Genomic DNA, 24,376 nt, shown 5'->3' on the forward strand with positions numbered 1-24,376 from the left:
CTATGAAAACACCTAACAAGAATACCTGTGAAAAAGGGCGTATGGCATTCGAAAAATTCGATGAATCTGGTGCTGGGCGTGGCCGTCCCGCTGGAACTGAACCGATGATCTCCCTCCGCAAATCCGCAAGCATCGGTATCAACCGCGCAGCGCTTGAGGAGTTCTTCGCAGAGAATGAGGGGGCTGTGATGTACTACGATGAGGATAAGAACCGTATTGGGATCGAACCGGTCGCTGACAAGGATGCTGATGAGGCAGCCTACACAGTCTCAATTACCGATGCTGGTGGAACGATTGCACCCAAAGCATTCCTCGAACGGTATGGGCTTGTGCCAGAGGTTACGACCCAGTTCGATCCTGAGTGGGACGATGATGAGTCACTCGTTGTCCTCGATTTGGATAACCCATCTGGAACGTATGGGACCCCTGACGACGAAACCGACGAATAGGCATCTCCACCTAGTTGTCTCCGCTGCCCAACGCCGTCGCTCTTAGCTGAGTTCGTCGAGCAGGTCGCGCGTGGCCGCACGAACCGCATCATCACTCGAGGTCGGGGGCTCCCAGCCAAGTGCGGAGAGTTTCTCGACTGACAGGCGCATCTTCGGGACGTCGCCCGTCCATCCACGGTCACCGCCCGTGTATGCATACTCCGGAGAGAGGTCCATCTCTTCGCTCACAATATCGGCAATCCGGTTCACGGACGTCGTCGTCCGCGATCCCAGGTTGTAGGTGTTGAGGTCGCGTTCGGCGTTGTCGACAATATAGCACATTGCGTCGACGCAGTCAGTGACGTGGAGATACGACTTCTCTTGGCGCCCGTCACCGAGGATCTCTAATTCCTCGTTATTCGCCTGCAGTTTTTGGATGAAGTCGGGGATGACGTTCCCCCGTTGGTAGGGGCCAACGATATTCGCGAAGCGGTATACCCACGCAGTGAAGCCGTAACTCTTGGCGTACGTCGAGATCAGCGCCTCATCGGCAAGTTTCGAGGACCCGTAGATGCTGATGGGCTCGAGTGGGGCGTAGTCCTCTGGCGTCGGTCGGGGAGCCTCACCATACACGGTAGAAGAAGACGTGAACGCAAGATTCGACACACCAGCATCCTCCATCGCCTCAAGGACGTTGTACGTCATCTCGGTGTTCTCTTCAAACAGCGTCCGGTCGTCGTCGTAGTTCGTGTCCGTGTACGCTGCGAGGTGGAAGACGACGTCTAGATCTGCTGTGACCGCCTCGGAAGTGTCACCGGCATCCGTGAGATCGGCCTCAATGATTTCAACGCCCTCCGGAATCCGACCAGGGTCGCCTTTGGAGAAATCGTCGGCGACACGAACGTCGGCGTCGTATGACTCCTGCAGGTGTCCAGCAAGGTGCGAGCCGATGAGTCCACCGCCACCAGTCACGAGAACCGTTGAATCGCGTAGGTTCATATGAGATACAGCAACGATGGTCGGAAATGTCTTCTCTCTCAGTTTGACACTCTGATAGCCCTGGTGACTATGATAATATACTCGCTCACTTCGCAGTCAACGGACGATCACAGCTCAAAGGGGCTGGAAAAGCTGGTCTCCCCCGGGCTGCATACGAGAGTGAGACCCCTCTCTAACAATAGCAGGACATACTCGAACGAATTGACTCAGACTCCCGGGGCGTAGTGCAGGTGCGTCTAAGATCGGCAGGAATACTGAGACTGTACGCTACTTCAGTCGGTTGCTCCCGCAGGTGAATCACTCACAAGTTTACACGCACGCTCGATTGTCCGCTCGCCATAGGTCGCGCCATCGCTGTAGTGGACGTCATCCCACTTCGAGCGGACAAGCCCAGACTTGCGAAAGAGGCGGTCGACTTTGGATGGCTCACCATCCGTCCAAAACGCAAGCAGGCAACAAAGCGCCATATCTGCCTCGGAGTGGCTCTCATACCCGGCTGTCGAGCCGTTCCAGAGGGCGGTGAACTTCTCCCCATTGGCTGCAGCCTTGGCGCGGTCAATGATCTCGACATCATCCCACGATGCACGAATGTCACCCGAGTTGGAGGTGCGATAATAGGTAGTCCCCGAGGAGTGAGACACGTCTACGTACTCGCTGTGAATCACCTGCAGCGCACCAGGTCGGACACAGGCGCGTGAGGGCGTTCCAGGAAGTCGTTCCCCGGTCATCGTGAAGAAGCGGGCATCATCGTACATTTCGACACTGCCGCGCCGCCGAGCCCCGTCTGGCAACCGTCCACGGGCGATTATGTGAACTCCAGTTCCCGATGGAGACACCTCAGTATACGACTGCAATCGCGTGACGATACGCACAGCATCGTCAGTAAGCACCCCAGTCTTAGGCTTTCGACAGTCGTCAAGATCCACACCGACGAACGGGTCATCCTCGGTGAAGACGAAGCCGATTCCATCAACATCGGACCGTGCCGCACGGGACAACGCTGCGTCGAATGTTCCCCACGTCTCTGGGGATGCCGTTGAGGCGAACGATCCCTTCGATGGATCGAATGGGACTTTGGTTGTCCTTCCATCTCGATCTTGACTGATCCAACACACCCACTGTGGGTACTCACGAAGCCCGATTGGGAGCGCATTCGGATTCATCGGCTCTCACCACTCACGTGTTTCTCCGTCATCACCCGTCAGGGAGGCCGATAGACCGTGGCCATTCGACGCTGGCTCACTCAACTCCTGAGGAGAACCTGTGGACCGCTTTTCAGGGATTCCTGGCATCCCATTCGCGATGACTTGCCCTTCGAACGAACTAGCACGCACGCGGAGCGGGAACCACCCTTCTTCGTCGATTCCGAGCAGGGCTTCTGAATATCCGTCTTCATCATTCCCGGCTTTCGCAGTCTGCACCCAGTTCACCTCGCGCTCGCTCAATCCGAACCATTCAGCGAGTTTCTCGGCTTCTTCTTGCACGCGGTGTATGAGCGTCATCGAGCAGAGGCTCGCAATCGTCCGAGCTTCCGGCGTCAGCGCGAACTCACCACCAGTTTGCGTGATAAACTGCAGTGACAGGTCGTAGTGCCTGCTGTGGCGCACGGCCGTCTCCAAGAAGCCGAGCGAGGTCGAATCTGCCATCAGATAATGGGCTTCGTCAATGGCGAACACTACGCGCTTGTCGGTGCCTTTCGCACGCTCATACACTGTGTTGAACAGCACCTGCATCATCAGGCTCGTCTGGCTCCGCCCTCGCGTTCCCTCCTCTTGATGTAAGTCGAGATAGAGCACATCTGAGGTGAGATCAAGGTCGGTCGGCGCCGCCAAGTTGGCGAGGTCGCCACCATCGCGAAACGATGGACGGAGGTCTTTCAACAGCGTCTGTGCATCTGCGGTGACGCTCGATTGCTCACCACTCGTCGCATACCCGAATTCTGCAGGCAGTTCTAGCAGGTCTTCTAATACCGCAATCACATCTCGAATCGTCGGCGACGTCCGCGTGTGCGTCGACGGGTCGCGCGTGATTCCATGTCGTTCATACGCCTCCTGGATCGCACGCCGAAGTGTCTGTGTTCGCCCGCCAAGCGGGCTTGCTGCGATATGCGTGAAGAACGTCTCGAAGAACGTCATCACCCACGCAATCTGCTCAGACCACGGGTCGAGGTCAGGAACCTCAGCCAGGATCGCTTGGGGCGTGGCTTTCAGCTCGAGTGGGTTCAATCCGCGCGTCCCGCCAATCGTCACACGCTCGCCGCCGAGCGCGTCGTTCACGCCCGCGAATCCCTCCAGCGGGTCAAGCATCACGATGAGTGTCTCTTCATCATACATCGCCCGCCGAAGCAGCTGTAGCTTCGTCGAGAAGGACTTGCCCGCACCAAGTTTCCCGATAACCATCGCACAATAGCCCGTCTCGCGATTGAATCGATCAAGGATGAGCGGGCTCTCATTCAGCGCGTACGTCCCGTATTCGATCCCTGGTTCGGCAAAGGCGCCAGCGACAAATGGGAACATTGCACCGAGTGCGCCACCCAGCATCGGCGTTTGCGTATCCATCGACTCATTCAGTTTGTCGACGCCGACCGGGCTTGAGGAGATGAGCGAGTCAAGTTGTGCCCAGCGCGGCGTCACAGGAGTGAGATTCGCAGGTGAGCGACGAGCGGCGCTTGTGACGCCGTCGACGTCGATCTCAGTAGCTTGCTCACCTCGGACGGTGAGGTACATCGACGCGTCGAAGGCACGCATCGACGTGTTTCTGAGGACGTCATACAGCTCTTGGTGGTCCTCCAAGTCCTTTCGGACGCCGCGGGCGCCTGCCCGCCGCTTCTCTGAGAGGTACTCGTAATTCGCCTCTAATTCCTCGAGTTTGTTCTCGAGTGCGTCGAGCGTCCGATGCGTATCACGCGGTGTGATATGCAGCGAGACATCTGTGGTCCGTGTCTCTGGAGTCGAGTACAGTTCTTCGAACAAACCATCAACAGGCGCGTCCGGAAACTCACTCACCCATAGCGTCCGTGCCCACTGCTCGCCCGTTCGGATTGCGTTTGGCGTCCGCTCGATATCTGAGGGCGTCACAACCGACTGATGGACTGACTCAATCCCTCGCAATGGCCCAGTGTCTGGTTCATACTTGACGTCGATGTCTGGAGTCTGGTCAACTGCCGCTGTCTGGTCTGTCTCGTCTGTCGCGTGTTCGTCATCCGATGCTGCAGTACCGATGAATGGGAGTCTATCGCGGATCATCGTGGATTGTGGAGGGTGTGTGCACAAGCGGGCGCGTCCGAAGCACCTGCTCCATATTCTCGTATTCGCGCTGCTCGCCAGCCCAGAACGCTGCAAGCAACTCCGTTGCCTCACTACAGTCAACGCGTGTTGCCGCACAGCCGTCGATCTCGCGAAGGCCAGCCTCAACGCGACGCAGGCGGTCATCGAGTTCAGCAATCATCGCCACTCGCTGGTCATCCACAGACGGGGCCAGCCAGATATCGATAAACACGCCAAGAACGGGAACGACGGCGAGTTTCTGGATGAGGCTCTCGCGTTCGTAGCGAACTTCTCCGGACGTCACGGGGACGACCACATAGTGGTCGCGGATGGTCATCCGACGCTCAGCAAGATCGAATGCATACCAATCGAGGTAGTGCTCAATGAGCGCTGCAAGCCGCGGATTCGACTTCACATCGGCGTCGCCAAGTCGCGCCTCGTACGTCGCGAGGAACTCGTCGACGGGAAACGGCTGCGTCGTCGAGAAGATCTGGATGGGAAACTCAACGACGGTGTTACAGAACTCCTCGAATGCGTGAGCTTTCGCCGCCCATTCATCCCTCGTCGCGAGCGCCATCGCTGGTGGGTCAACCTGCACCACCCCGACGAACGCGCCGTCAGTGCGCTCAAGCAGTCCTTCCTCGGGGTGAACCCGCTCAATCTGTGTGTACTGCTTTGCGTCCTCGTGCGGGAGGTCGTGGACACTTCGGTGGTACCCGAGAAACGTCACGAACCAGTTGAGGCTCGTCGTGTACGAGGGAGTGAGATACACGAAGGTCACACCCAGGGCGATGCCGACTGCTGCAAGTGGAAGCGTGAGCGTCTGCGGTTGGTATCCACCGACCGTAAGCGTCGACGGCAGCAATACCTGCGTCAACAGGATGACTACCACGCCGGGCGTGAGTGCAACTGCAAGGTCGGTGAGCGTGTACGACCCGAAGAGTTTCGTCTCGGTTCCGATGGACTTCGGGATACGCTTGGCTGGATCAGTCGCACTCATTGCTCGTCCTCGCGGTCGCGTTGCTTGCGAGCGTGAGAATCACGCCTGGTGGGCGAGTGAGAGCCAGAGTCACGCTGTGAGTTGTCGCCACGGGTAGGCCCAAGCGGGTCACGCTGCCCACGTGCACGGCTTCCCGCTCGACGAAGGGTTTCGAGCCGTGATGTGTGACTATCTTCACCTGATTCGGGTGTGACCCGGTCGACAAGACGCGTTTTCGCAGTCCGCGTTCGAGAGCGCAATCGCATCCCTGCCCGGTTTGCACGTGAGTCACCAGACCCGAACTCACGAGTCCCGTCACGGCTGACCGCACCGTCGCCGCGGACGCCACGCCAGAAATTCCGACTCTGGTGTGTGCCAGATTTCCCCGCAGCAGTTGCCCGAGTTGTCCGTCGCCGTGCGCGTTCTGCAGAGACGTGTTGTGCAGTCCGGTCAGCTGTGAACAGCAGGGCACCCGCTTGCCAGAACAGGACGAACGGTGACGCAACTGCAACGACCGGGATCACGAGTGCGGTAATCCACGCGCCGAATCCACCCAGTGACAGTGAAACCTCATCGCCGAGGATCTCCCCAAGTCGAAAGAGAATGGCTACTGGCACGGTCATAAACAAGAACGGAACGTAGAACCCAGCGAGTCGGCGGACGAAGCCTGAAACGAGGGTAAATGGTCCAACTCCTGGAACCCAGAGGGCAATGAGGAGTGGCATCATCAACACGAACAGATAGAGGACAATCTCGCGAACGAAGTAAACGAGTCCGATGAGAATGAACAAGATGAGGTCAACTGAGAGTGCGAGCGCTACTCCAAGGACTCCGATAGCTCCGAAGGAAAGTGTCTCAAACAGCGTGATGTTCGAGAGGTCCGGAACGAGATAGCCCGTCAGCGCCTCTATGAAGCGAAGCGATAAGGCAGCGATCCACCACCAGAAGAGGATTCCAACTAACCCCGAGAATGCACGCTTCTTGAGCTTCGAGCGGTGGTAGCCACTGAAGAGGTAACTCGTGGATTCGAGGAATATCACAAGCCCAATCGAGAGGCCCCACAGGAGAAGCGCCAATGGGAAGATGTACTCCCAGTACTGATCGTACAAGCTGGGCCAGATTCCATTCGTTGGGACCTCAAAAACGGAATCCGGGTGAGGGGTTCCAACAATCTCTTTGACAATAGTATTCCCTTGATTTTGTATCAACTTCCGAACTGGTTCCGTCAAAACCTGTAGAAACTCACGAAGGGCGGAGACGATAACATCGACGAGTGTGCTCAAATCACTCCCCTCCGTGGCTAATCCGGTTTTGTATGATTGTGGACTGCTCGTTGAGGAGCGCTAATTCAACTTTTGAACAGACGTATTCCCCAATAGAGTTGACCTGACGGGACTGACCTCCAGGGTTGAATTTGACTTTTTGCTCTACAGCGGTGCCATCAGCAACACCTACGACCACTGTGAACTCACCATCTTCACTGCAGGAATCTACCGCAGAGTCGGGGAATAACAAGGGAGACTCATACCCAACATACGACTGGGTTTCACCAGGACCTATGACTAGTTCCGATGCGTTCTCTGGTCTCTTAATCCAGGGTATCCCGAGAAGACCTGTTAAATCTCTATTTGCGCTCTCCTGTGGAGCATTACGGTATACAAGATCGTAGACCCAGGTCGGCGCTGTCCCGACATTTTCAATTGAGACTATGACTCTGCCCAAGTCTTCAGGGCGGGGTCCAGTATATTGTGAGACACCTCTTATCCTGAGTTGTGGTGTGAAGTCCAGTTGCGTTTGTTCTCCATCTGTTTCAGGAAGTGCGATGACCTCGTAACTACCCGGACGATAGTGGTCGTGCCCGCCGAGTCCATCATTAAGATCCAGCATCTCAATCAACACCCGAGTCTCTCCAACCGCCACACGCTGTTGTGCGAAGAGACTCCCTTCGGGGTCGATCACATTGATCATCGAGACGTCGTGGTCCTCGCGGAGTCGAATCGCGAGATGCTGCCCCTCGAACGCGATCGACTCAAACACGGACTCGGTTGCTGGCGTCGCAGTCGATGAGCCGCCCACGCTAGTACACCCAGCGAGTGCTGTTGCCCCGAGTGCACCAGCTCCAGTGAGCACACGGCGACGCGAAATTGGACTGTCACGCCGCATTCACATCCCCCTCCACGGTGGCCACACACTCCAGCCAGTCAATCGGTCGATAATGAACGTGCCAAAGAGGACGAGCCCAAGCGGGACGGCAAACTCGAAGAGTGCCTGGACTGTCTCCAAGACAACCCCTCGCGGTGAGACAACATCGGAGTCACCTGTGTAGGCAATCCCACCGTCCCACCACGGGCGGGGCTCATAGCGAGCGGAGACGCCACCAACCTCACGGTCAAGCGTTACCGTCACAGTGCCATCCGGTCCAGTGTCGACCTCGCGACCATTGATACGGAGAGATTCTCCCCTGTCAGCCGTATCAATCGCCTCGCCTGTCTCCGCATCGCGGAGCGAAGCGCGCACAACGACCGTCTCGTCGGTCGTCTCGTCGATTGTGAGTGTCAGGTTGCTGCGGTGCATCGGAACCGCTGTGAGCTCGCTCGGAGTGAGCGTAACGCGTTCACGACCGACGAGTCCGCGAGCGACAATTCGCCAAGAATCGGGCTCGACTCCAGACGACCGCGTCGCGATACCGTAGCTAGCTGTGTATGCTTCGGTCAGGACGTCCAGATTAACGTGGGGAGGAAGCGGTGGAGGCATCGTCCGGTCCCCATAGGTGTCAAGAATCGCTATTTGTGAACGCGGCGCCGCGGTCGGCCCCGTCTCGATCGGGTATGCGTTCACCTGCAAGGGATGCAGTGACGAGTGCTCTGTCGTCGTCTCAGTCCCATCCGCTCGCGTCAGCGTATCCCACGCAGGGTCACGCGCCGAGTAGAAGCGCCAAACCCCACTCACGGATGCGTCACCGAGTGCGTATCCGAGCCACGGCTGGTTCTTGTAGAGGACCACGCCGACGTCTCCGTTCGGGTACTGTGTCCGCGCGCCTGAGACGTCGAGGTCGTACCCCACAACATCGATGGCGTCGGAAACGGTGAGCGACTCCGATAGCGTCCGCACGCTTGTTGTCCACGTGGTCGTACACGAACTCGAGTTGTTCCACGATGGGCACGTTGGCTCGCCAGCTGTCGTCGTCCGCGTGAACGAGACGTCGATATCGGCTTCGAGTGTAAGCGTGCGTGGCTCACCAGCCGCATCGACGAGGTCGTATTCGAGCGTCGGCGTTCGCGTCCCCTCGGCGCGAGCAACGACCGCGCCGTCGACGAGGAGTCGGATCTCGCTGATTGTGTAGCTGGTGAGCTCCCACGACTCGCGGTACAGCGCAGATCGAATATCGTCAGGCACGGCGACGCGGTAGTCCACAACTCCGAGGACGGCGCCTCGATCGGCAACGTAGAGCGGTTGCTCACCCACGGCAAGCCGTGCGTGCGTCGACGGCTGCACCGTGAAGATCGTCGCGTGGGCATCGGCGATGAATCGACCACTGACTGGCGTGGCTGCCGTTGGGTACACCGACGCTCCTGGCCCAGTTACAGGGAACTCGGAGAGTTCACCCACGTTCCACTGCTCGACTGCCTTCGGTGGTGCATCAAGCGGGATGTCCGTCCCCGCAGCGAGGAGCCGCATCCCCGATGGTGACTCCTCGGTCGCATTGCCAATGAGCGTCAGATTCGTCTCGTCCGTGTCACCTGCCCACAGTGTTGCGTGCGTCGTCGCGTTGACGCCGTGGTCGGTTTCAGTCTCCGGGTGGGCGAACGAGTGCGTCGTCGTCGCGACGAGCGCACTCACAAGGATGACCACCACCAAGGCGGTACGGGGTATTGCGCTCAGAAGCCGCAACTGGTGCCTCCGACGACGACATTGTTGAGCAGGAACGCGATGATGGCCGTGCCAAGCGGTGCGACGAGGACGCCCCAGATGACGGCTTGGTTGCGCATCTCTGTGACCTCCTTCTTGCGGTCTGCACGCGAGACGGCCGGGAGAGCGACTGTCGAGCCAAGTGCGATGACGCCGCCGATAAGCGGCCCACCAAACTGGATGAGCGTGAAGACGTTCTTGATCGTCGCGACCATATCGGTGTCGCAAAATGCTGTTCCCGTCGTCTGTGCGTGGACAGGAGCGACGGCAACGATTGCGAGCGCGGCAACTGCGACGAGCGGTCGGCGAAGCGTGATAAGCCAGGTGGACACCGCGCGAACGACTGGTAGGTGAGATGTATCTTTCATATGCTGTCGAAAATCGCACAAGTGGCGTAGATAGCCGCAGTACGTGAAATTCGACAGTATTCTCCGAGGAGAGATTGAATATAAATCTTATTTCTAGGTGCTGTAATTATCGAAGAACAAGTTGGTAAATAGTCATTCTAACAGACGTAACTCTCTTAGCGCATAATGGATGCTCTGATTTTGGAAATCGTGAGTTCTTACTCACGCAGGTCGATCAGGTCCTCCATCCGAGCACGAAGTGTCACCACCGAAATCTCCGCAGCAGTTGCAATCTCGCGCTGGGTGAGTGAGCACTCGAACTCACAGGCAGTAAGGTACAGACATCCCGCGGCAATCCCTGCAGGATTGCAGCCAGTCCCCGCTTTCACCGCGTTCAATTCTCCGAGCAGTTCGATAGCGCGCTTACGGACGGCTGGTGGAACCCCGAACTCGCTTCCCAACCGTGCAAGCGTCTCTCTAGGGTGGGGTGGTGCTACTTCGAGACCAAGTTCTATGTTGAGCGCAGGTTGTCATTGTATCCTAGGTGAACGGTCTCGGGGCCAAGCCGCAAAGGACTCGCTTTGTTAATCTGCCGATTGGATTGCTGAGTACGCTGCATCGGTATACGTTCACGCTCGTTGTCTTTCATTTACCCTACATATATGGTCTACTACAATCTATTTTGATCTATGCATCGGAGATCGCTGTGTGCACTTCTTAGTGCAGGGATTACCAGCGGTTGTCTGCGCAGTGCAACGAGTACCGACCAATCTTCATCATCCACGTTCTCACAGTCTGATTCTTCGTCCACAACGGCGTCACGCGTAAACTCAGCCACACAATCGGAACCCACAACGACGCGGTCACAGCTGCAGGTGACCCATCTTTGGACGGTTCCCTATGGGATCAATTCAGCTGGAATCCATCACCACTTCGAAGACAGCTTCATCATCGGAGATCCTGAAAATGAGATTGTCCGGGTGAATTACGATGGGTCACTCCAGTGGTCTCAGTCATACGGCATCACACCTCCGGATGACAGCTCTCTCGGCACTAGAGAAGTGGTCGCAAATGGGAAGTTAGTGTTCGGCGGGCAGGATACGCTGTACGGTATTGACGTCGATACTGGAGAGCAACAGTGGGCAACGCCGATCCAGACAGACGTAAGCGAGGTGAGAAATCTAACAACGGAGCTGGTCGCATTTGATGGAACTGCTGTCTGCGCTATGAGTTATAAGACCACCTCCGGTGATGACCGTGCAGGATTGATGGGTGTTGACGTCTCGACTGGCCGCATTGAATGGACACAGACTCATTCTGAGATTGCACAAGTCGACGACGCGTGGCTTGGAGTACAGTCGCTTTCCCCGCCCATCGGTGGCCGGACAATTGTTGGCGGATGGAACGTCACGTTCTGGCTGGACATTACCAGTGGCGAGCTTGGAGAAACAACGCAAGGTGGCGCTCGCTATCAGTCTACCCGCCGAGGAGATACGCTATATCTCACAGATTACGGTCGCCTGTTCGCATATACAATCAAAGGTTCGACAGTCAGTGAGCAGTGGGAGTTTGAACCACTTGGGCGAGCCAGCTCACCACCCACCGTGGCAGATGATACTGTCTACGTTGCCGCGGACGATACTGGAATCTACGCAGTGAGAGATGGGGAACAACAATGGCGCTACCAAGCTGAACCAGATGTTTGGGTTGCTCCGGCAGTCACGACTGATGCTGTCTGGGCTATGGGTGATTCGCTTCACTGCATCAGAACGGATGGATCTGAAGCTGTAACTGTCTCATTTGAGCAACCACAAGTGTCGTATGAGCTGTCTACCGCCAATGACGTAGTCTTTGTTAGCGGATCCAGAGAAACGCGTGCGTATACGACCCAGTGAAGAGTTAGATCAGAGTGAGCGACGCTGGAGTGTGGTATCCGCTGCTGGGTAGATGAGTGCATGTTCGCTCATCGTCGGTTGCACGGAGTCAGCGAGTGGCGGTGTCAACTCGAATTGCCGGATTTGGTCCCCTGTTTCGAGGTCTAACAGCGTCGCGGCTTCGCTTCCAGTGAGGACCTGTCCGTTCGCGATTGTCACAGCGTACCCCGAAAGCGACCTGGCCTCAGGTTTACCCCACCGCTCACTTCCTGAGTTAAGATCGTATGCAAACAGCCCATTCCCTCCAAGCGGCACGACGACAGTCTGCTCAGCGATTGCCGGTCTGCCCGTCACATTCCCATTTCGATCGACTGTTGCCCGCCAGCGTTCTTCGCCGGTGTTCGTGTCAAATGCAGCGGTCAAGCCATATCGCCCAACGAGTACTGCTGTCTGGTCTTCAGCTGACGCTGCAACTGATGATACTAACGAGTCCGCTGAAATCGATACCTGCCACCGTGTAGATCCGTCGGTTGGATCGAGACCGAAAACCCGGCTTTGATCACTCGGGGTCGTACTGACATCCCCTGCATCGCTAACGATGAGCGTGCTATCCACAAGTGCTGGCTTGCCGCCCCAAGCAGCGGGAGCACGCCGACTCCAGACCACTTCGCCTGACGTAACATCAATTGCGAGTAATGTTCCTCCAGCAGGATAGTACAAGATACCATCTGCCACCAGTGGTTCTCTGATTCCAAATCCAACAGCACGATTAGAGGCTGAGAGTGTGAGATCCCCGCTGGTAGCGTCCACACCAAACAATCCTGCCGGGGTGCTTCCGTAGATGACTCCACCACTGAGTGTGAGCCCCGGTCCAACTTGGTCGCCGACATCAGTCGCAAACTGTTGTGTGCCCGTCTCTACGTTAACGCCGTACAATTTGTGATCCATACACCCAAAATAGACCGTAGACTCGTCGATGAGTGGTGTTGTAGTCACTGGTGCTGGAAGCGAGTATGGCCACCCGTCTGAACGTGGCTGGTCAGTTGTCGCTGATTGGGAGACTGACGTTGACTCACCGTTCGGCGTTCCTTGAGGGGTATCTGATCGCGGTGTCGACGATGATGCCTGCTCGTCTGTGGCAGTGAAATTCAGACAGCCACTCAATCCAGCCATTGCCAGAACTGAACAGACCTGCCGACGAGAACGCTGCTGGAGCATACACCCACGTATGTCTGATACTCCAAATATGTACAGTAATTTTCATCCACCGCTGTATCCGGAATTGGTGTTCAATGGAGAGTATCGACGATACAAACGTTGAATTCTCCCAAATACCTGATACCGATAATTACAAATAGATTGGATTATCGTCTGAAACTACGCAATGCGTCTCGTCGTCTCCGATTTGGTAAAGGGGGTGTACTACGCATTGCTGCGGCCATCGCGATTAGTTGCGGTCCCAAACCAACGACAGGACCAATCAACTCTCGCGACGCTTCGACAGATGTGGGGACTCGCTGCGATCTATCTGATTAACTTGGTGCTGTATGCTGGACCGTTAACGCTCGCGGGGGTTGGGATTCAATCGAACGCCGATGTTCCACGGTGGTTCACCGGAGTGGTTGGGTCGGAACCTGGATTGGCGATGGTGTATCTGGCGGGATTCATACAGAACTCAGCGTACCTGCTTGGATTCACCATCGCGACGTTTGTCGCAACCCATCTGGCGCTACTTCTTACCGTACAATCGAAGGGCATCCTTCCAACGGCATATAGCGTCGTGTATAGTTCAAGTGTGTACGTCGCAGGAATTTTCACCGTCGTCTGGTATCTCACCACCGCAAGTGGAGTCGCCGCTGCTCGCGATTTCGTTATCGACATTCAAGTTGCGTTCATTTATGCACTGATCGAGTACGCGGGCGCAGATGTTGAGTATGCGGTCCCACGGCCGGAAACGCTGGCTGCAAGCGGCTTTTCACAACTCGGAGAGTATGCACTACTCAGTCTGTTTGTGTTGGTTGGATACTTTTTCTATTCGCTGTATCTCGGCGCTCGGATCAACCACGACGCCGATAGAATCGCTAGCGCTGCGACCGTTTTGGTCGTAGTGTCACTGCCGATCGCATACGTTCTGGGGTCGATCCTCGTCGCAACATAAGTGATACAATGAGCCAACAAGAGACCACCTCCCACGATTCAGCCGACGTCGAGAACAGTACAAACAACTCGGCGACAGCCGATGCCTCACAACCTTCCGCGCCTGCTCACCCAGCGTCAGTGCAAACAAACCCGACAATAAAGCCGACGCTGATAGCGCTAGGCCTTGCAATCGTGGTGGTGCTCGCCATAGTTGGGGTAATCTTGAGTAATCAACGCGCGCTTGGTGGGCAAAGTATTGCTGAAATTGCGGCGCAGGTCGTTGCGATCGTTGGACTATTAATTGGCTTACGGCTGTTACTTCGGATCTTCATTTTGACTCGAACAACATATTCGGTGAACACAGAGCGGATTCAGCGGAAATACACGCTGTTCCTCCGGACAAGTAAACGTGAGGTCCCAATACAGATGGTTCGCAGTAGCCAACTCGAACAAAGTCGCATCCAGAAAATCCTCGGCTATGGGTCGATTCGCGTGAATGAAGGATTGGGTGGAATTCGGCTCGAACACGTCGAAAACCCGCATGAGGTCCAGGACGTGATTTCTACACACTCCGTCGACGAGCCGGCCACTGTGTGACCGCAGGTTGCCTGGTTAAATCCTGAGTGCAGTGTGGATGAACTGTTGTCGTTGGCCCCACCACCAGTGGCCGAATCAGCGTTCACTCATAGGTGACGCTGTTGCCGATCGTTTGCTCTGCGGTGGTAGTGATCACTCCACCTCCTTGAGCTGCTGCAGCAACTCCATATCCACGTTGAAGATCGGCTGAGAGTGTTGGGTTGCCCGACGCCATTGTGAGCGCAGTCAGTGTCTCTGACCGGTCTACAGCCCAAATCGTCTCACCGTGCGGCTCGACGGCAATGACCGTATCATCAAGTTGGGTTCGCCAGCGTTGTTCACCCGTTCCAGCATCAACAGCATAGACGCCGTTATCCCGCGAACCAAGAATAACAGTGTTGTCGTGATACGCAAATCGCGTTGGAGAGTCGAATGGCTGGAAGTGCCAACGAAAATCGCCAGCGTGTGAGACTGAAACGACACCATCCCGTGTGGGCACATACAGGCCAGCCGAATCTGAGTGGAGTCGCTTCGTGTTGTATGCCGGTCGGTCAGAGGGACGATCCCAAATCCCGTCACCGAGGTTTGGCTCCCAGTCGATCTGAGTACCTGATTCAATATCATATGCTTCTAACTGATTTACTGTCCGCAAGTAGAGGCGCTCATTGTGGAGGGTAGTCGACGAGACTGGGTCACCGTTTGCAGTCTCAATTGTCCATACTTCCTCACCAGCCCGAGTCAGCCCATAGAGGTATGTCGGCTTGAACTCTGAGTTCGAAGAGTCGCCAACAGTAACGCCATCGGATTCACCTGTGCCAACGACCACTCGGTTTGCTTCTGTACTGATGAGTGGAATCGTTGTCAGGGTGCGGTCTCCAGTGAATGACCACTGAAGTGTCCCATCTGTATTATTGAGAGCGTACAGTGTGCCATCAGCTGCCGGGACATAGACACGCTGAGACGTTGTAGCCGGTCGTGTCTCAACAGGTCCTGTCTGGTGCTGCCACTGGCTTGTCCCATCGCCAGACCGAATCGCAGTAACCCCTTTCTGGCCAGCAACAACCACCGTCTTTCCATCTGGGGAAATCGTCGGAATTCCACGACTCACCTGTGCCTTCCACACTGTTGAGAGAGCAACTGGGTGGCCCCGCTGGGTTTGTTTGGCTCTCTGCGTGAGTGTCTCTGAAGATTGTGAGTGTACTGTTCGATCCCCACCAGCTGATGGCGATGACTCAACCTGGGCACGTAGACAGCCTGTCGTACCCAACGTCAGCCCAGCAGCGAGCAGGGTTCGACGTGTCAACTTCCGTGACGAGGATCCGTCTGGAGAGCTAGTATCGTCCGTCATTGTCGCTCTACAGCGCGAACCCGAGCATCTTCTGTCGTTAGAAACACGCTTGAGTCAGATACCGCTAATTCACCTGTCAAATCTGCGTCACCGAGGGAACCAAGCTCGGAGGTGGTGTATTCACCGCTGGGGATCTCGAGCGTGTACAATTGGTCATCCTCATAAAATTGGAGACGACTTTCATCAGTCGTATTTGGTCCGTATGCCCGAACGCTTTCTCCAGTTTGCCAGACTGAGTTGCCAGTGCTCATATCTCGCCCCTGTAGCCCAAGATCACTACTCCCAACTGCCACGACACCATCTGCTGCTCCGTGAACATAGCTCACGTTTAGTGATTCTTCAGCCTGGATTGTTCCGCTTCGGGCATCGATAAACAGCGCTTGTGCCCCATCAGTTGCAAAACAGAGCCCTTCCGAAACTGCGACACCGAGACGCTCGCGGTCTCTGTCAGGATTTCGCTTGAAGTACCACAACTCTTCACCGGTCTCCGCATCATACCCACCAAATGCCCACGGTGGGTCGCCAAATTTCTCTTCAGGATTATATGCTACGCACACCGTCTCGCCATCCGTCGCAATCTCTACACCTGAGAGGTCATTCTCCACCGTCCAGAGGGCGGTACCTGTCACTGGGTCTAGTGCACGAAGTCCGTGTGGGAAGAGTGATTGATATACAGTCTTAGTCGTAGATACTTGTGCCCGAATCCCACTACCGTACCCTGTCTCATTGAATACTGTCGATCCGTCAGTAAGCCGTACACCAAGTACCTCATCTGCTCCGGAAGCGACGACAACGCCATTGCAAACGGTGAGTGCTTTATCAAGTTCGTTCGTTGTCTCTGCAGTCCACTGCTCGGTCCCATCACCCGTGTTTAGCGCGTAGAGATGTCTATCAACACTCGTGGCAAACACGAGACCGTCCTTGTGTACAGGTCCAGCGATGAACGGGGCATTTGCCCTGAAAGCCCACAATGTCCCTTCCGGAAGTTCAGGGGTAGCAGTCTCTTCTGCTGGAGTGGATTCTTGAGACGGGGGTTGTGTCGATGCTGTTGCTGCCTGGGTCGTCGCTTGCTCGGACGATTGAGTTGTGGTACTCTCCTGTGATTGGCTGAAATTCAGACAGCCTGTGAACGGTATCGTTGTTGCTAGTGCTGCTAAGTACCGACGCCGGTTCATTACTGGAGTGTAATTCGTGTCATATTTTAGCTATTGTTATTGTTTTTGTTGATAGCACCGCGAATAGAATTAGGGCGGGTGATAAACCGATGGTCAAATCTTATACGCGTTTTCCTTCCTGTAGAACCAAGCTCAGAGATTTTGAACACCAGTTCCAACTTGATAATTCAGTATGTCTCTCTATAGCTACAGGAATAAGAAAGAGACAGCTCTGCACTATCGAAGGGTCATATCATTCATCAGGTGGATGGTCGGTCGTAGCCACAGTCTCCCAGCGAAGATTCGGTTGTCTTCGGCTCGACCTGTTTGAGGTCTTCCGCCCGTGCACGAAGCGTGACAGCTGTGACCCCTGCAGCAGCGGCAATTTCGTGTTGTGTAATCGATTGACTGAACTCACAGACTGCTACATACAGGCATCCCGCAGCAATCCCCGCGGGGTTGCAGCCTGACCCGGCTTTCACCGCACGTAACGCCGAAATGAGTTCACCAGCACGTGCACGTACATCATCAGCGATCTCGAGTGTACTAGCCACCCGTGTGAGCGTCTCTTCGGGCCTGGGTGGTGCTGCCTCAAGTTCGAGTTCCTTGTTGAGCACGCGGTATCGCGCATACACGGCCGACTCAGACACGTGTGAATACGAAGCAATCTCTACTACAGAGCGGGAAATTGCACTACAACGGCAGGCCGCATACACACTTGCAGCGGCCATCTCCTCGATAGATCGTCCGGGGATGAGGCTACGGGCTTGTGCCTCGCGGTACACTCGAGAGGCAACTTCTCGCGCCGAACGTGGGAGCTCAAGCGCGCTCGTTAGTCGTGCAATTTCAGAAAGTGCTGTCGCGAGATTCCGTTCAGCCGTCGATGCGAATAACCCTCGACTGTGTTCGCGGCGAAGTCTGCGAAGCTGTCGCCGCTTCCTCGCGGTCAGAAACCCGCCATTCGAATCTCGGGTTCTGCCGATTGCCGTCGAAATCCCACGATCGTGACGCGTCTCAGTTAGTGGTGCACCAACGTGTTCGCGATCCGTCTCGCTGTCAGCGTATGATCGCGGCGTCGCTCCGTGATCGTATCGGTACTCATCGAGGAGGAGGCCACAGGAGAGACACGCCGTTTCACCACCTTCTGTCTGGAGGTGTCCATCGCATTCGGGACATCGCGTTCCTTCTGAGAGGTTGCCGCCCTGTTCGTCGTCGTACTGCTGGTCGTAGTTCGTGTATGCCATCTCGGGTCACACGAGACACATTCTGCATCCCGCACCCGTCAGGGGAGAATAAACAGCCCAGACTGAGGTTGAGGCTTATTCTGGCAGCTCACGCCGCCCAGCGTTCACACACGGCCAGCAGGGGAACCCATCAAGATCTGCACACGCACAGTCTGTTGGTTCATCCGACGCGGAATGTTCACGAGCACCATCGCTCGGGTTGGTACTCTGCTCATCTGCATCGGTACCAGCTACGGTCTTCTCGCCCCCATCCGCAACAACTGGTCGCGCAACGCGCTGTTGGGCAGCTGCAAGGACTGGTCCACGAATTGCGACCGCTACACGGTGCTTGCACGGCCCATCAAAGTTTGCGTCCGCTGGGCACGAACACGTCGCTGGGATACCACCTGCAAGTGAGACTATGTACTCGTGCGCTGCTGGATTCGCGTAGCTTGCGTTCCTGATGCGAACGCCGTTCGCTACAACGTCGAATTCGAATGCTTCGTACGTCGCTCGCTTGAGTACACGCGTCGCTGGTGCGAGCTCTCTGAGTGTGTCTGCTGGCTTCATTTCTATACGAGTGACCTGCGAGAGATCGCCCGCAACCGTCAGGGGCGATAAACAGCTGGGTTACAACTCTACAGTAATACATTGCAGCAAGCTCGTACTGCAGGTATGGATGTAGTTAATAATTAATAATAAATAGTTAGAACCAATATATGTGAATTTAATACAATTTTTGATATTTAATACATTAAACTTATTTTATTTATTAAATAACTCTGGAATATCTGACTATCCTGATAAAAAGAGTTATATCTTTAGCTAGTATTTGTATGATCCGAAGTTGCAATGCGCAGAAATGAATGGGGCAAAAGATACAGTAGCCAGCTCTCGTGTGTACGCTTATGTCAATAGATTCTGCAGTCATCCTTGCGGCCGGAGAAGGCCAACGGCTCAGGCCACTCACAAAATATCGCCCAAAACCGATGCTCCCAGCCGGGAATCGCCCGATTCTTGAGTACGTCTTTGACGCATTGGTTGATGGGGGTATCGACAACCTTCACGTCGTCGTTGGCTATGAGGGAGATCGCGTTCAGGATTACTTCGGCCCCACGTACCGTGATCGAAGTTTAACGTACCATAAACAGGAAAAACAACTTGGGAGCGGACACGCACTGTTACAAGCTCGGGACGCACTTGAGGGCGACTTCCTCGCAGTAAATGGAGATGAAATCGTTGAGGCTGAAACAATTAACGCGGTAGTTAATGCGCACTCAGTTGACGACAGTTGCACGCTCGCTATCGCTGAATCAGCAGAGGCTCCGATGTACGGTGCCGTCATACTTGACGGGGACAGAGTTTCTGAACTAATTGAGAAACCTGGGAGTGGTTCATACCGCTTGCTCAACGCAGGTGTATACGCGTTTGGTCCCAGCTTTTTTTCCGCGCTCGAGAATGCCGACCAGACGAACGGCGAGCTTGCGCTCACTGAAGGGATATCCGACATAATCGACCGTGGTGGACACGTCCGTGGTGTCAAGATTGATGGGCTTCACTCAGAAGTGACGTATCCCTGGGATCTCACCTCTCTCGCGTGTAAGCTTTTAGCAGACGGGCGTATCTCCGAACCAGAGACCGCTCCCGGTCTATATGTCTCGGAATCTGCATCTGTGGCCGATGAAGCTATTCTATACAAACCGGTTGTTATCGGTCCAGATACTGTCGTTGAACCGGGTGCAGTCGTCGGTCCTTACACCGCGATTGGTCAAAACGCATCTGTTGAGGCTGGTGCAGTCGTTCGTCGGACAGTTCTCGACGCAGACACGCGCATAGGCGCAAATGCGACCATCATCGATTCCATCACTGGGCAAGGTGCGGAAATCGGCGCGGGTGTAACTGCTCCCGGTGGGCTTGCTGATGTTCGTGTGAACAACCAGATCCACGAGAACGAACGTCTTGGGTGCGTTCTTGCAGACCGGGCGCACATCCGTGGTGGGGCAACGATTTTGCCTGGGCTGCTTGTTGGGCCAGGCGCGGATATTGGCGTGGGAGTTACACTCCATCGCAGTGTCGACGAAAATACTGAGGTGCAAGGCTAATGTGCGGGATTATCGGCTGCGTCGGCCATCATGACGACACGCTTGATGTTGTGTTGGACGGACTCGAGACGTTGGAATACCGAGGCTATGACTCAGCTGGCGTCGCACTTGTCGATGACTCTATTGATGTGCAGAAGAAGCAGGGACGACTCGAAGCCCTCCGGACAGAGATTGCCAAGCGCGACGTGACTCCGACTGGTGACGTCGGTATCGGCCACACGCGCTGGAGTACGCACGGCCCGCCGACAGACGCTAACGCACACCCACATACGGATGAAGCTGGACAAGTTGCCGTCGTACATAATGGGATCATTGAGAACTATCAGTCGTTACGCGATGAGCTCGAAGCGGAGGGAGTCACCTTCACAAGCGATACTGATACTGAGGTAATCCCGCACCTGTTTGCTGCGTACCTTGAGACGGACCTCAGCACCGAATTGGCATTCCATCGGACGCTCGAACGGATTGACGGAAGCTACGCAATCGCTGCGGTCGTTGCTGGTGATGACCGCATATTCGCAACGCGCAATGACTCGCCACTTGTGCTCGGGATAGGCGAAAACCAGTATTACTTGGCAAGCGACGTCCCGGCGTTTCTTGAATATACGCGTGATGTCGTGTATCTTGATGACGGTGACGTCGCGATCATCGATGCAGACGGATGGGACGTCACCGATGGCGACGGGGAGTCCGTCGACAAAGAGGTCTCGACGGTTACGTGGAGTGCTGAACAAACGGGGAAGAGCGGGTACGAGCATTATATGCTCAAAGAAATTAACGAGCAGCCAACAGCCCTCCGCCAGGGGCTCAGTGGCCGTCTGGACGAGCTTGCTGGAGACATCACCGTCGAAGAACTCGATGATGTTGGCTTCCCGGAGACGGTCCACTTCGTCGCTTGCGGTACTTCCTACCATGCCGCATTGTACGGTGTTGAACTGTTCCGAGAAGTTGGCGTACCCGCACAAGCGTTCTTAGCCAGTGAATATGCAACTGGCCCTGCGCCAATTCCCGAAGATGGCCTTATTGTCGGTGTTACCCAAAGTGGCGAGACTGCTGACACACTCTCTGCGTTACGGGAAGCACAGGGAAGAGGTGCGAAGACGCTTGCGCTGACAAATGTTGTAGGCAGCACAGCTGCGAGAGAGTGCGACCACGCGCTATACATCCGTTCGGGCCCAGAAATCGGTGTCGCAGCAACGAAGACGTTCTCTTCACAGCTTACTGCGTTGAATCTCTTGGCAGAGACAATAGCAGACAACACCCGAGGATCTCGTGACCTTGTTTTAGCGCTTCGTGATGTTCCCAGTGACATCCAACAGGTGCTTGATGAAACGACCGCGGAGGCAATTGTTGACGAGTACGTAGATAACGAGTCATTCTTCTTCATTGGTCGGGGTCTCCACTTCCCGGTTGCACTCGAAGGCGCGCTGAAATTCAAAGAGATAACCTACGAGCACGCTGAAGGATTTGCATCGGGCGAATTGAAGCACGGTCCGCTTGCACTCGTAACGAGCAACACACCGGTGTTCGCGATTGTCACTGGGAACGACGAGCGCGCACGCAAGACAATCGGGAACGTGAAAGAGGTCGAAGCTCGTGACGCACCAGTCATTGCAGTCACGGATGGGCAATCCGACGTGGAGCGATATGCTGACCACGTGCTAGAGATTCCCGAGACACATCAACGGACTGCACCAATGCTCGCAAACGTCCAATTGCAACTCGTTGCCTATCATATGGCGAACCAACTCGGACGGTCTATCGATAAGCCCCGAAACCTCGCGAAAAGCGTGACAGTTGAATAAGAAGCAGTCGCACGAAACTATCTCACTGGATAGGATATTTGTTGGAAGATTTCCAGTGTCAATATTGTCAAAATAAATTGGTGGTATCACTATCCTCTATTCGATGAAATAGAGCAGTATTTTTCCCGACTGCGTAGCGACTATGCATTGATGGAAGACACCAAAGTTCTCATCACAGGGGGAACCGGCTTCATCGGCTCGAATCTCGCCAATACGCTAGCTGAGACCAACGACGTCATCGCCCTCGATAACGGCTATCTCGGCACGCCCGACAACCTCAACGACGACGTCGAGTATGTTGAAGCAGACGTCCTCGATGACGACCTCCCAACTGATGTGGACGTCGTCTTCCACCTTGCGGCACTCTCTTCGCGTCAGATGCTCGAGGAGAATCCTCGACAGGGTGCGCGCGTTAACATTGAAGGCTTCATCAACGTCGTTGAACAGGCGCACGCGGACGGCTGTGATACGATCGTCTACGCTTCAACCTCTTCGGCGTACGGCAGCCGAACTGAGCCATCGCCTGAGGATATGGATCTCGAGGCGTCGACGGGCTATGACGCCTCAATGCTTGGACGCGAACGCTATGCCGAGTACTACAACGACTTCTATGATGACCTCGCCGTCGCCGGTGCACGATTCTTCTCCGTGTATCAGGGCTACGGTGGCAACGAGGGTCATAAAGGGGAATACGCCAACACGGTCTCGCAGTTCACAGATGAGATCGCCAACGGCCAGTCACCGGTGCTGTGGGGTGACGGTTCTCAGACGCGTGACTTCACGCACGTCGATGACATCGTTCGCGGGCTGGAATCGATGGCTGACCATCGCTTGAACGATGTGTACAACCTCGGCACTGGCGAGCCGTACTCGTTCAACGAGATGATCGAACTCATCAATGACGCGCTTGGGACGGACGTCGAACCAGAATACGAGCCGATTCCGTTGGAGAACTACGTCCACGACACCTGTGCCGACATCACGAAGATCCGTGAGGCAACTGGCTGGGAACCACAAATATCGTTTGAAGAGGGCGTCAAGCGGGTGTGCGAGCCGTATCTCGACGAATAGCTAACAAGCTAAGCTTGTTGCTTCTGAGGGGCAGGGCCTCTCCAGTTTGAATGGTCTGCTAGAATCCTAGTAGATAATCGAAACGTACGCACCCTCTCAAGCCATAGTCCTATGCTTCAGCCTCGCCAGACTCGGCGAGCCGTTCCTCGGCTTCGTCGCGATCCTCGGGATACCCAATGTCCATCCGCCATCCATCGAGCGCGATTGCATCGATCGTTCGCCCACTCTTGATCAGGAGGTCAACCGCATCAGAAATTTCATACTCATTACGATTCGAGGGTTGCACCAGATGACAGGCGTGGAAGATCGCGGGCGAGAACGTGTAGAAGCCAGTCATCACAAGATTCGATGGCGGCTCCTCTGGTTTCTCGACGACGTCGACAATCTCACCGTATTTGTTGGTATCGCACACCCCATAGCGTGAGGCTTCTTCCCATTCGACTTCCTCAACGAGGAAGGCCGCATCAGCACGATCTTCGCGCTGTCGTCGGACAACATCGCCGAGGTTGGCCTCGAAGACGTTGTCACCCAGAATCAGCATGAAGTCGTCATCGATGTGCTCTTCCACCGTTAGCAAGGCGTGGGCCAGCCCATTCTGCTCACGCTGGTGGGCATACGTGATGGGGATGCCTTCGTACTCATCGTCATAGTACTCGATGATTTTCTCTTTCATATACCCGACTACAACGATGAGTTCTGACGCACCGAGTTCGATCAGGTTATCGAAACAGTGGGTCAAAATCGGTGCCCCATTGACTTCGACCATCCCCTTGGGCTTGTCTTCAGTCAGTGGTCGGAGTCTCGTACCCTCACCGGCAGCGAGAACAACAGCTTGCATATCATAAGACTGACTGCCACGCTAATTGTATCTTACCCCTTCGAATCTGCGTAATGCCGTTGAAACCGTGTTGTATTAAGAAACGGTGAAAGACCGGACAGTAGTTGAATTGACAGCTACGCCAATTGTAGGGAGACGACCTTTCAACTGCAGCTAATCGTGCTGCGAGCAAGTACTGAGGCATTTTGATTGGTTCTTCACTGATTTTCTGGGTGCCACAACGTTCTCTCTTTGACTATGAGACAACGGTCAATATCTGACACTCTTGGACAAACAACTACTTCGTGGGCTCGACAGATGGGCATTGACCGAAGCCCA

General features: G+C 55.3%; 22 protein-coding genes. 7 read left to right on the plus strand and 15 right to left on the minus strand.

Features of this window, described 5'->3' with window-relative positions:
* Positions 1–41 precede the first annotated feature (41 nt).
* The gene (locus tag P0D77_RS08040; RefSeq protein WP_277552333.1) at positions 42–449 is read left to right on the plus strand and encodes a hypothetical protein; all 408 of its coding nucleotides are present in this window, start codon (positions 42–44) and stop codon (positions 447–449) included.
* Positions 450–491: 42 nt separating this feature from the next.
* Here the strand turns inward: P0D77_RS08040 and P0D77_RS08045 are convergent, their stop codons facing one another.
* From P0D77_RS08045 to P0D77_RS17710, 9 genes are all read right to left on the minus strand, one after another.
* The gene (locus tag P0D77_RS08045) at positions 492–1,427 is read right to left on the minus strand and encodes an NAD-dependent epimerase/dehydratase family protein (protein ID WP_277552335.1); all 936 of its coding nucleotides are present in this window, start codon (positions 1,425–1,427) and stop codon (positions 492–494) included.
* Positions 1,428–1,699: 272 nt separating this feature from the next.
* Positions 1,700–2,590 (minus strand): phage NrS-1 polymerase family protein, encoded by an 891-nt coding sequence (locus P0D77_RS08050; RefSeq protein WP_277552337.1) that lies wholly within the window; start codon positions 2,588–2,590, stop codon positions 1,700–1,702.
* A 6-nt stretch (positions 2,591–2,596) separates the two neighbouring features.
* Positions 2,597–4,672: a VirB4 family type IV secretion system protein gene (locus P0D77_RS08055; RefSeq protein ID WP_277552339.1), complete on the minus strand. Its 2,076-nt coding sequence runs from the start codon at positions 4,670–4,672 to the stop codon at positions 2,597–2,599.
* Positions 4,659–5,693 (minus strand): TraC-like domain-containing protein, encoded by a 1,035-nt coding sequence (locus P0D77_RS08060; RefSeq protein WP_277552341.1) that lies wholly within the window; start codon positions 5,691–5,693, stop codon positions 4,659–4,661. Before P0D77_RS08060 ends, P0D77_RS08055 begins: the two co-directional genes overlap by 14 nt.
* Positions 5,690–6,955 carry a TrbL/VirB6 family protein gene (locus P0D77_RS08065; protein WP_277552343.1) on the minus strand — a complete coding sequence of 422 codons (1,266 nt, stop codon included), beginning with the start codon at positions 6,953–6,955 and terminating at the stop codon, positions 5,690–5,692. Before P0D77_RS08065 ends, P0D77_RS08060 begins: the two co-directional genes overlap by 4 nt.
* A gap of 1 nt (position 6,956) precedes the next feature.
* A complete protein-coding gene (locus P0D77_RS08070; RefSeq protein WP_277552345.1) occupies positions 6,957–7,748 on the minus strand; it encodes a hypothetical protein in 792 nt (263 codons plus the stop codon).
* An 87-nt stretch (positions 7,749–7,835) separates the two neighbouring features.
* The gene (locus P0D77_RS08075; protein ID WP_277552346.1) at positions 7,836–9,512 is read right to left on the minus strand and encodes a DUF8186 domain-containing protein; all 1,677 of its coding nucleotides are present in this window, start codon (positions 9,510–9,512) and stop codon (positions 7,836–7,838) included.
* 38 nt (positions 9,513–9,550) lie between these two features.
* Positions 9,551–9,949 (minus strand): hypothetical protein, encoded by a 399-nt coding sequence (locus P0D77_RS08080; protein ID WP_277552348.1) that lies wholly within the window; start codon positions 9,947–9,949, stop codon positions 9,551–9,553.
* A 197-nt stretch (positions 9,950–10,146) separates the two neighbouring features.
* Complete coding sequence (locus P0D77_RS17710) at positions 10,147–10,443, minus strand: transcription initiation factor IIB family protein (protein WP_432764840.1); 297 nt, start codon at positions 10,441–10,443, stop codon at positions 10,147–10,149.
* A gap of 360 nt (positions 10,444–10,803) precedes the next feature.
* Here P0D77_RS17710 and P0D77_RS08085 point away from each other — a divergent pair, with 360 nt between their 5' ends.
* Positions 10,804–11,823 (plus strand): outer membrane protein assembly factor BamB family protein, encoded by a 1,020-nt coding sequence (locus P0D77_RS08085; RefSeq protein WP_277552349.1) that lies wholly within the window; start codon positions 10,804–10,806, stop codon positions 11,821–11,823.
* 9 nt (positions 11,824–11,832) lie between these two features.
* On the opposite strand, the gene P0D77_RS08090 is transcribed toward P0D77_RS08085, so the two are convergent.
* On the minus strand, positions 11,833–12,750 hold the full coding sequence (locus P0D77_RS08090; protein ID WP_490396528.1) for a PQQ-binding-like beta-propeller repeat protein: 918 nt from the start codon (positions 12,748–12,750) through the stop codon (positions 11,833–11,835).
* A 556-nt stretch (positions 12,751–13,306) separates the two neighbouring features.
* Between P0D77_RS08090 and P0D77_RS08095 the strand changes: the two genes are divergently transcribed.
* Positions 13,307–13,960: a hypothetical protein gene (locus P0D77_RS08095; RefSeq protein WP_277552351.1), complete on the plus strand. Its 654-nt coding sequence runs from the start codon at positions 13,307–13,309 to the stop codon at positions 13,958–13,960.
* 8 nt (positions 13,961–13,968) lie between these two features.
* A complete protein-coding gene (locus tag P0D77_RS08100; RefSeq protein WP_277552353.1) occupies positions 13,969–14,538 on the plus strand; it encodes a PH domain-containing protein in 570 nt (189 codons plus the stop codon).
* An 82-nt stretch (positions 14,539–14,620) separates the two neighbouring features.
* Here the strand turns inward: P0D77_RS08100 and P0D77_RS17715 are convergent, their stop codons facing one another.
* The 4 genes from P0D77_RS17715 to P0D77_RS08110 all read right to left on the minus strand — a co-directional run bounded on the left by P0D77_RS17715 (position 14,621) and on the right by P0D77_RS08110 (position 18,812).
* A complete protein-coding gene (locus P0D77_RS17715; RefSeq protein ID WP_432764790.1) occupies positions 14,621–15,865 on the minus strand; it encodes an outer membrane protein assembly factor BamB family protein in 1,245 nt (414 codons plus the stop codon).
* Positions 15,862–17,040, minus strand: coding sequence for an outer membrane protein assembly factor BamB family protein (locus tag P0D77_RS08105; RefSeq protein ID WP_277552355.1), 1,179 nt, complete (start codon positions 17,038–17,040; stop codon positions 15,862–15,864). The genes P0D77_RS17715 and P0D77_RS08105 overlap by 4 nt, the downstream gene beginning before the upstream one ends.
* 239 nt (positions 17,041–17,279) lie before the next feature.
* Entirely contained in the window at positions 17,280–18,263 is a 984-nt protein-coding gene (locus P0D77_RS17720) for a transcription initiation factor IIB (RefSeq protein WP_432764791.1), read from the minus strand.
* A 75-nt stretch (positions 18,264–18,338) separates the two neighbouring features.
* Positions 18,339–18,812, minus strand: a complete 474-nt coding sequence (locus P0D77_RS08110) for an SWIM zinc finger family protein (RefSeq protein ID WP_277552357.1) — start codon at positions 18,810–18,812, stop codon at positions 18,339–18,341.
* A gap of 338 nt (positions 18,813–19,150) precedes the next feature.
* Here P0D77_RS08110 and P0D77_RS08115 point away from each other — a divergent pair, with 338 nt between their 5' ends.
* The 3 genes from P0D77_RS08115 to P0D77_RS08125 all read left to right on the plus strand — a co-directional run bounded on the left by P0D77_RS08115 (position 19,151) and on the right by P0D77_RS08125 (position 23,220).
* Positions 19,151–20,344 carry a sugar phosphate nucleotidyltransferase gene (locus tag P0D77_RS08115; RefSeq protein ID WP_277552359.1) on the plus strand — a complete coding sequence of 398 codons (1,194 nt, stop codon included), beginning with the start codon at positions 19,151–19,153 and terminating at the stop codon, positions 20,342–20,344.
* Positions 20,344–22,149 (plus strand): glutamine--fructose-6-phosphate transaminase (isomerizing), encoded by a 1,806-nt coding sequence (glmS, locus tag P0D77_RS08120; RefSeq protein WP_277552361.1) that lies wholly within the window; start codon positions 20,344–20,346, stop codon positions 22,147–22,149. The genes P0D77_RS08115 and glmS overlap by 1 nt, the downstream gene beginning before the upstream one ends.
* A gap of 150 nt (positions 22,150–22,299) precedes the next feature.
* Positions 22,300–23,220, plus strand: a complete 921-nt coding sequence (locus P0D77_RS08125; protein ID WP_277552363.1) for an NAD-dependent epimerase/dehydratase family protein — start codon at positions 22,300–22,302, stop codon at positions 23,218–23,220.
* 109 nt (positions 23,221–23,329) lie between these two features.
* On the opposite strand, the gene aglF is transcribed toward P0D77_RS08125, so the two are convergent.
* Positions 23,330–24,058 carry a UTP--glucose-1-phosphate uridylyltransferase AglF gene (aglF, locus tag P0D77_RS08130; RefSeq protein WP_277552365.1) on the minus strand — a complete coding sequence of 243 codons (729 nt, stop codon included), beginning with the start codon at positions 24,056–24,058 and terminating at the stop codon, positions 23,330–23,332.
* Between the last annotated feature and the right edge of the window lie 318 nt (positions 24,059–24,376).

Origin of the sequence: Halobaculum limi (genome assembly GCF_029490015.1) — an archaeon.
Taxonomy (GTDB): domain Archaea; phylum Halobacteriota; class Halobacteria; order Halobacteriales; family Haloferacaceae; genus Halobaculum; species Halobaculum limi.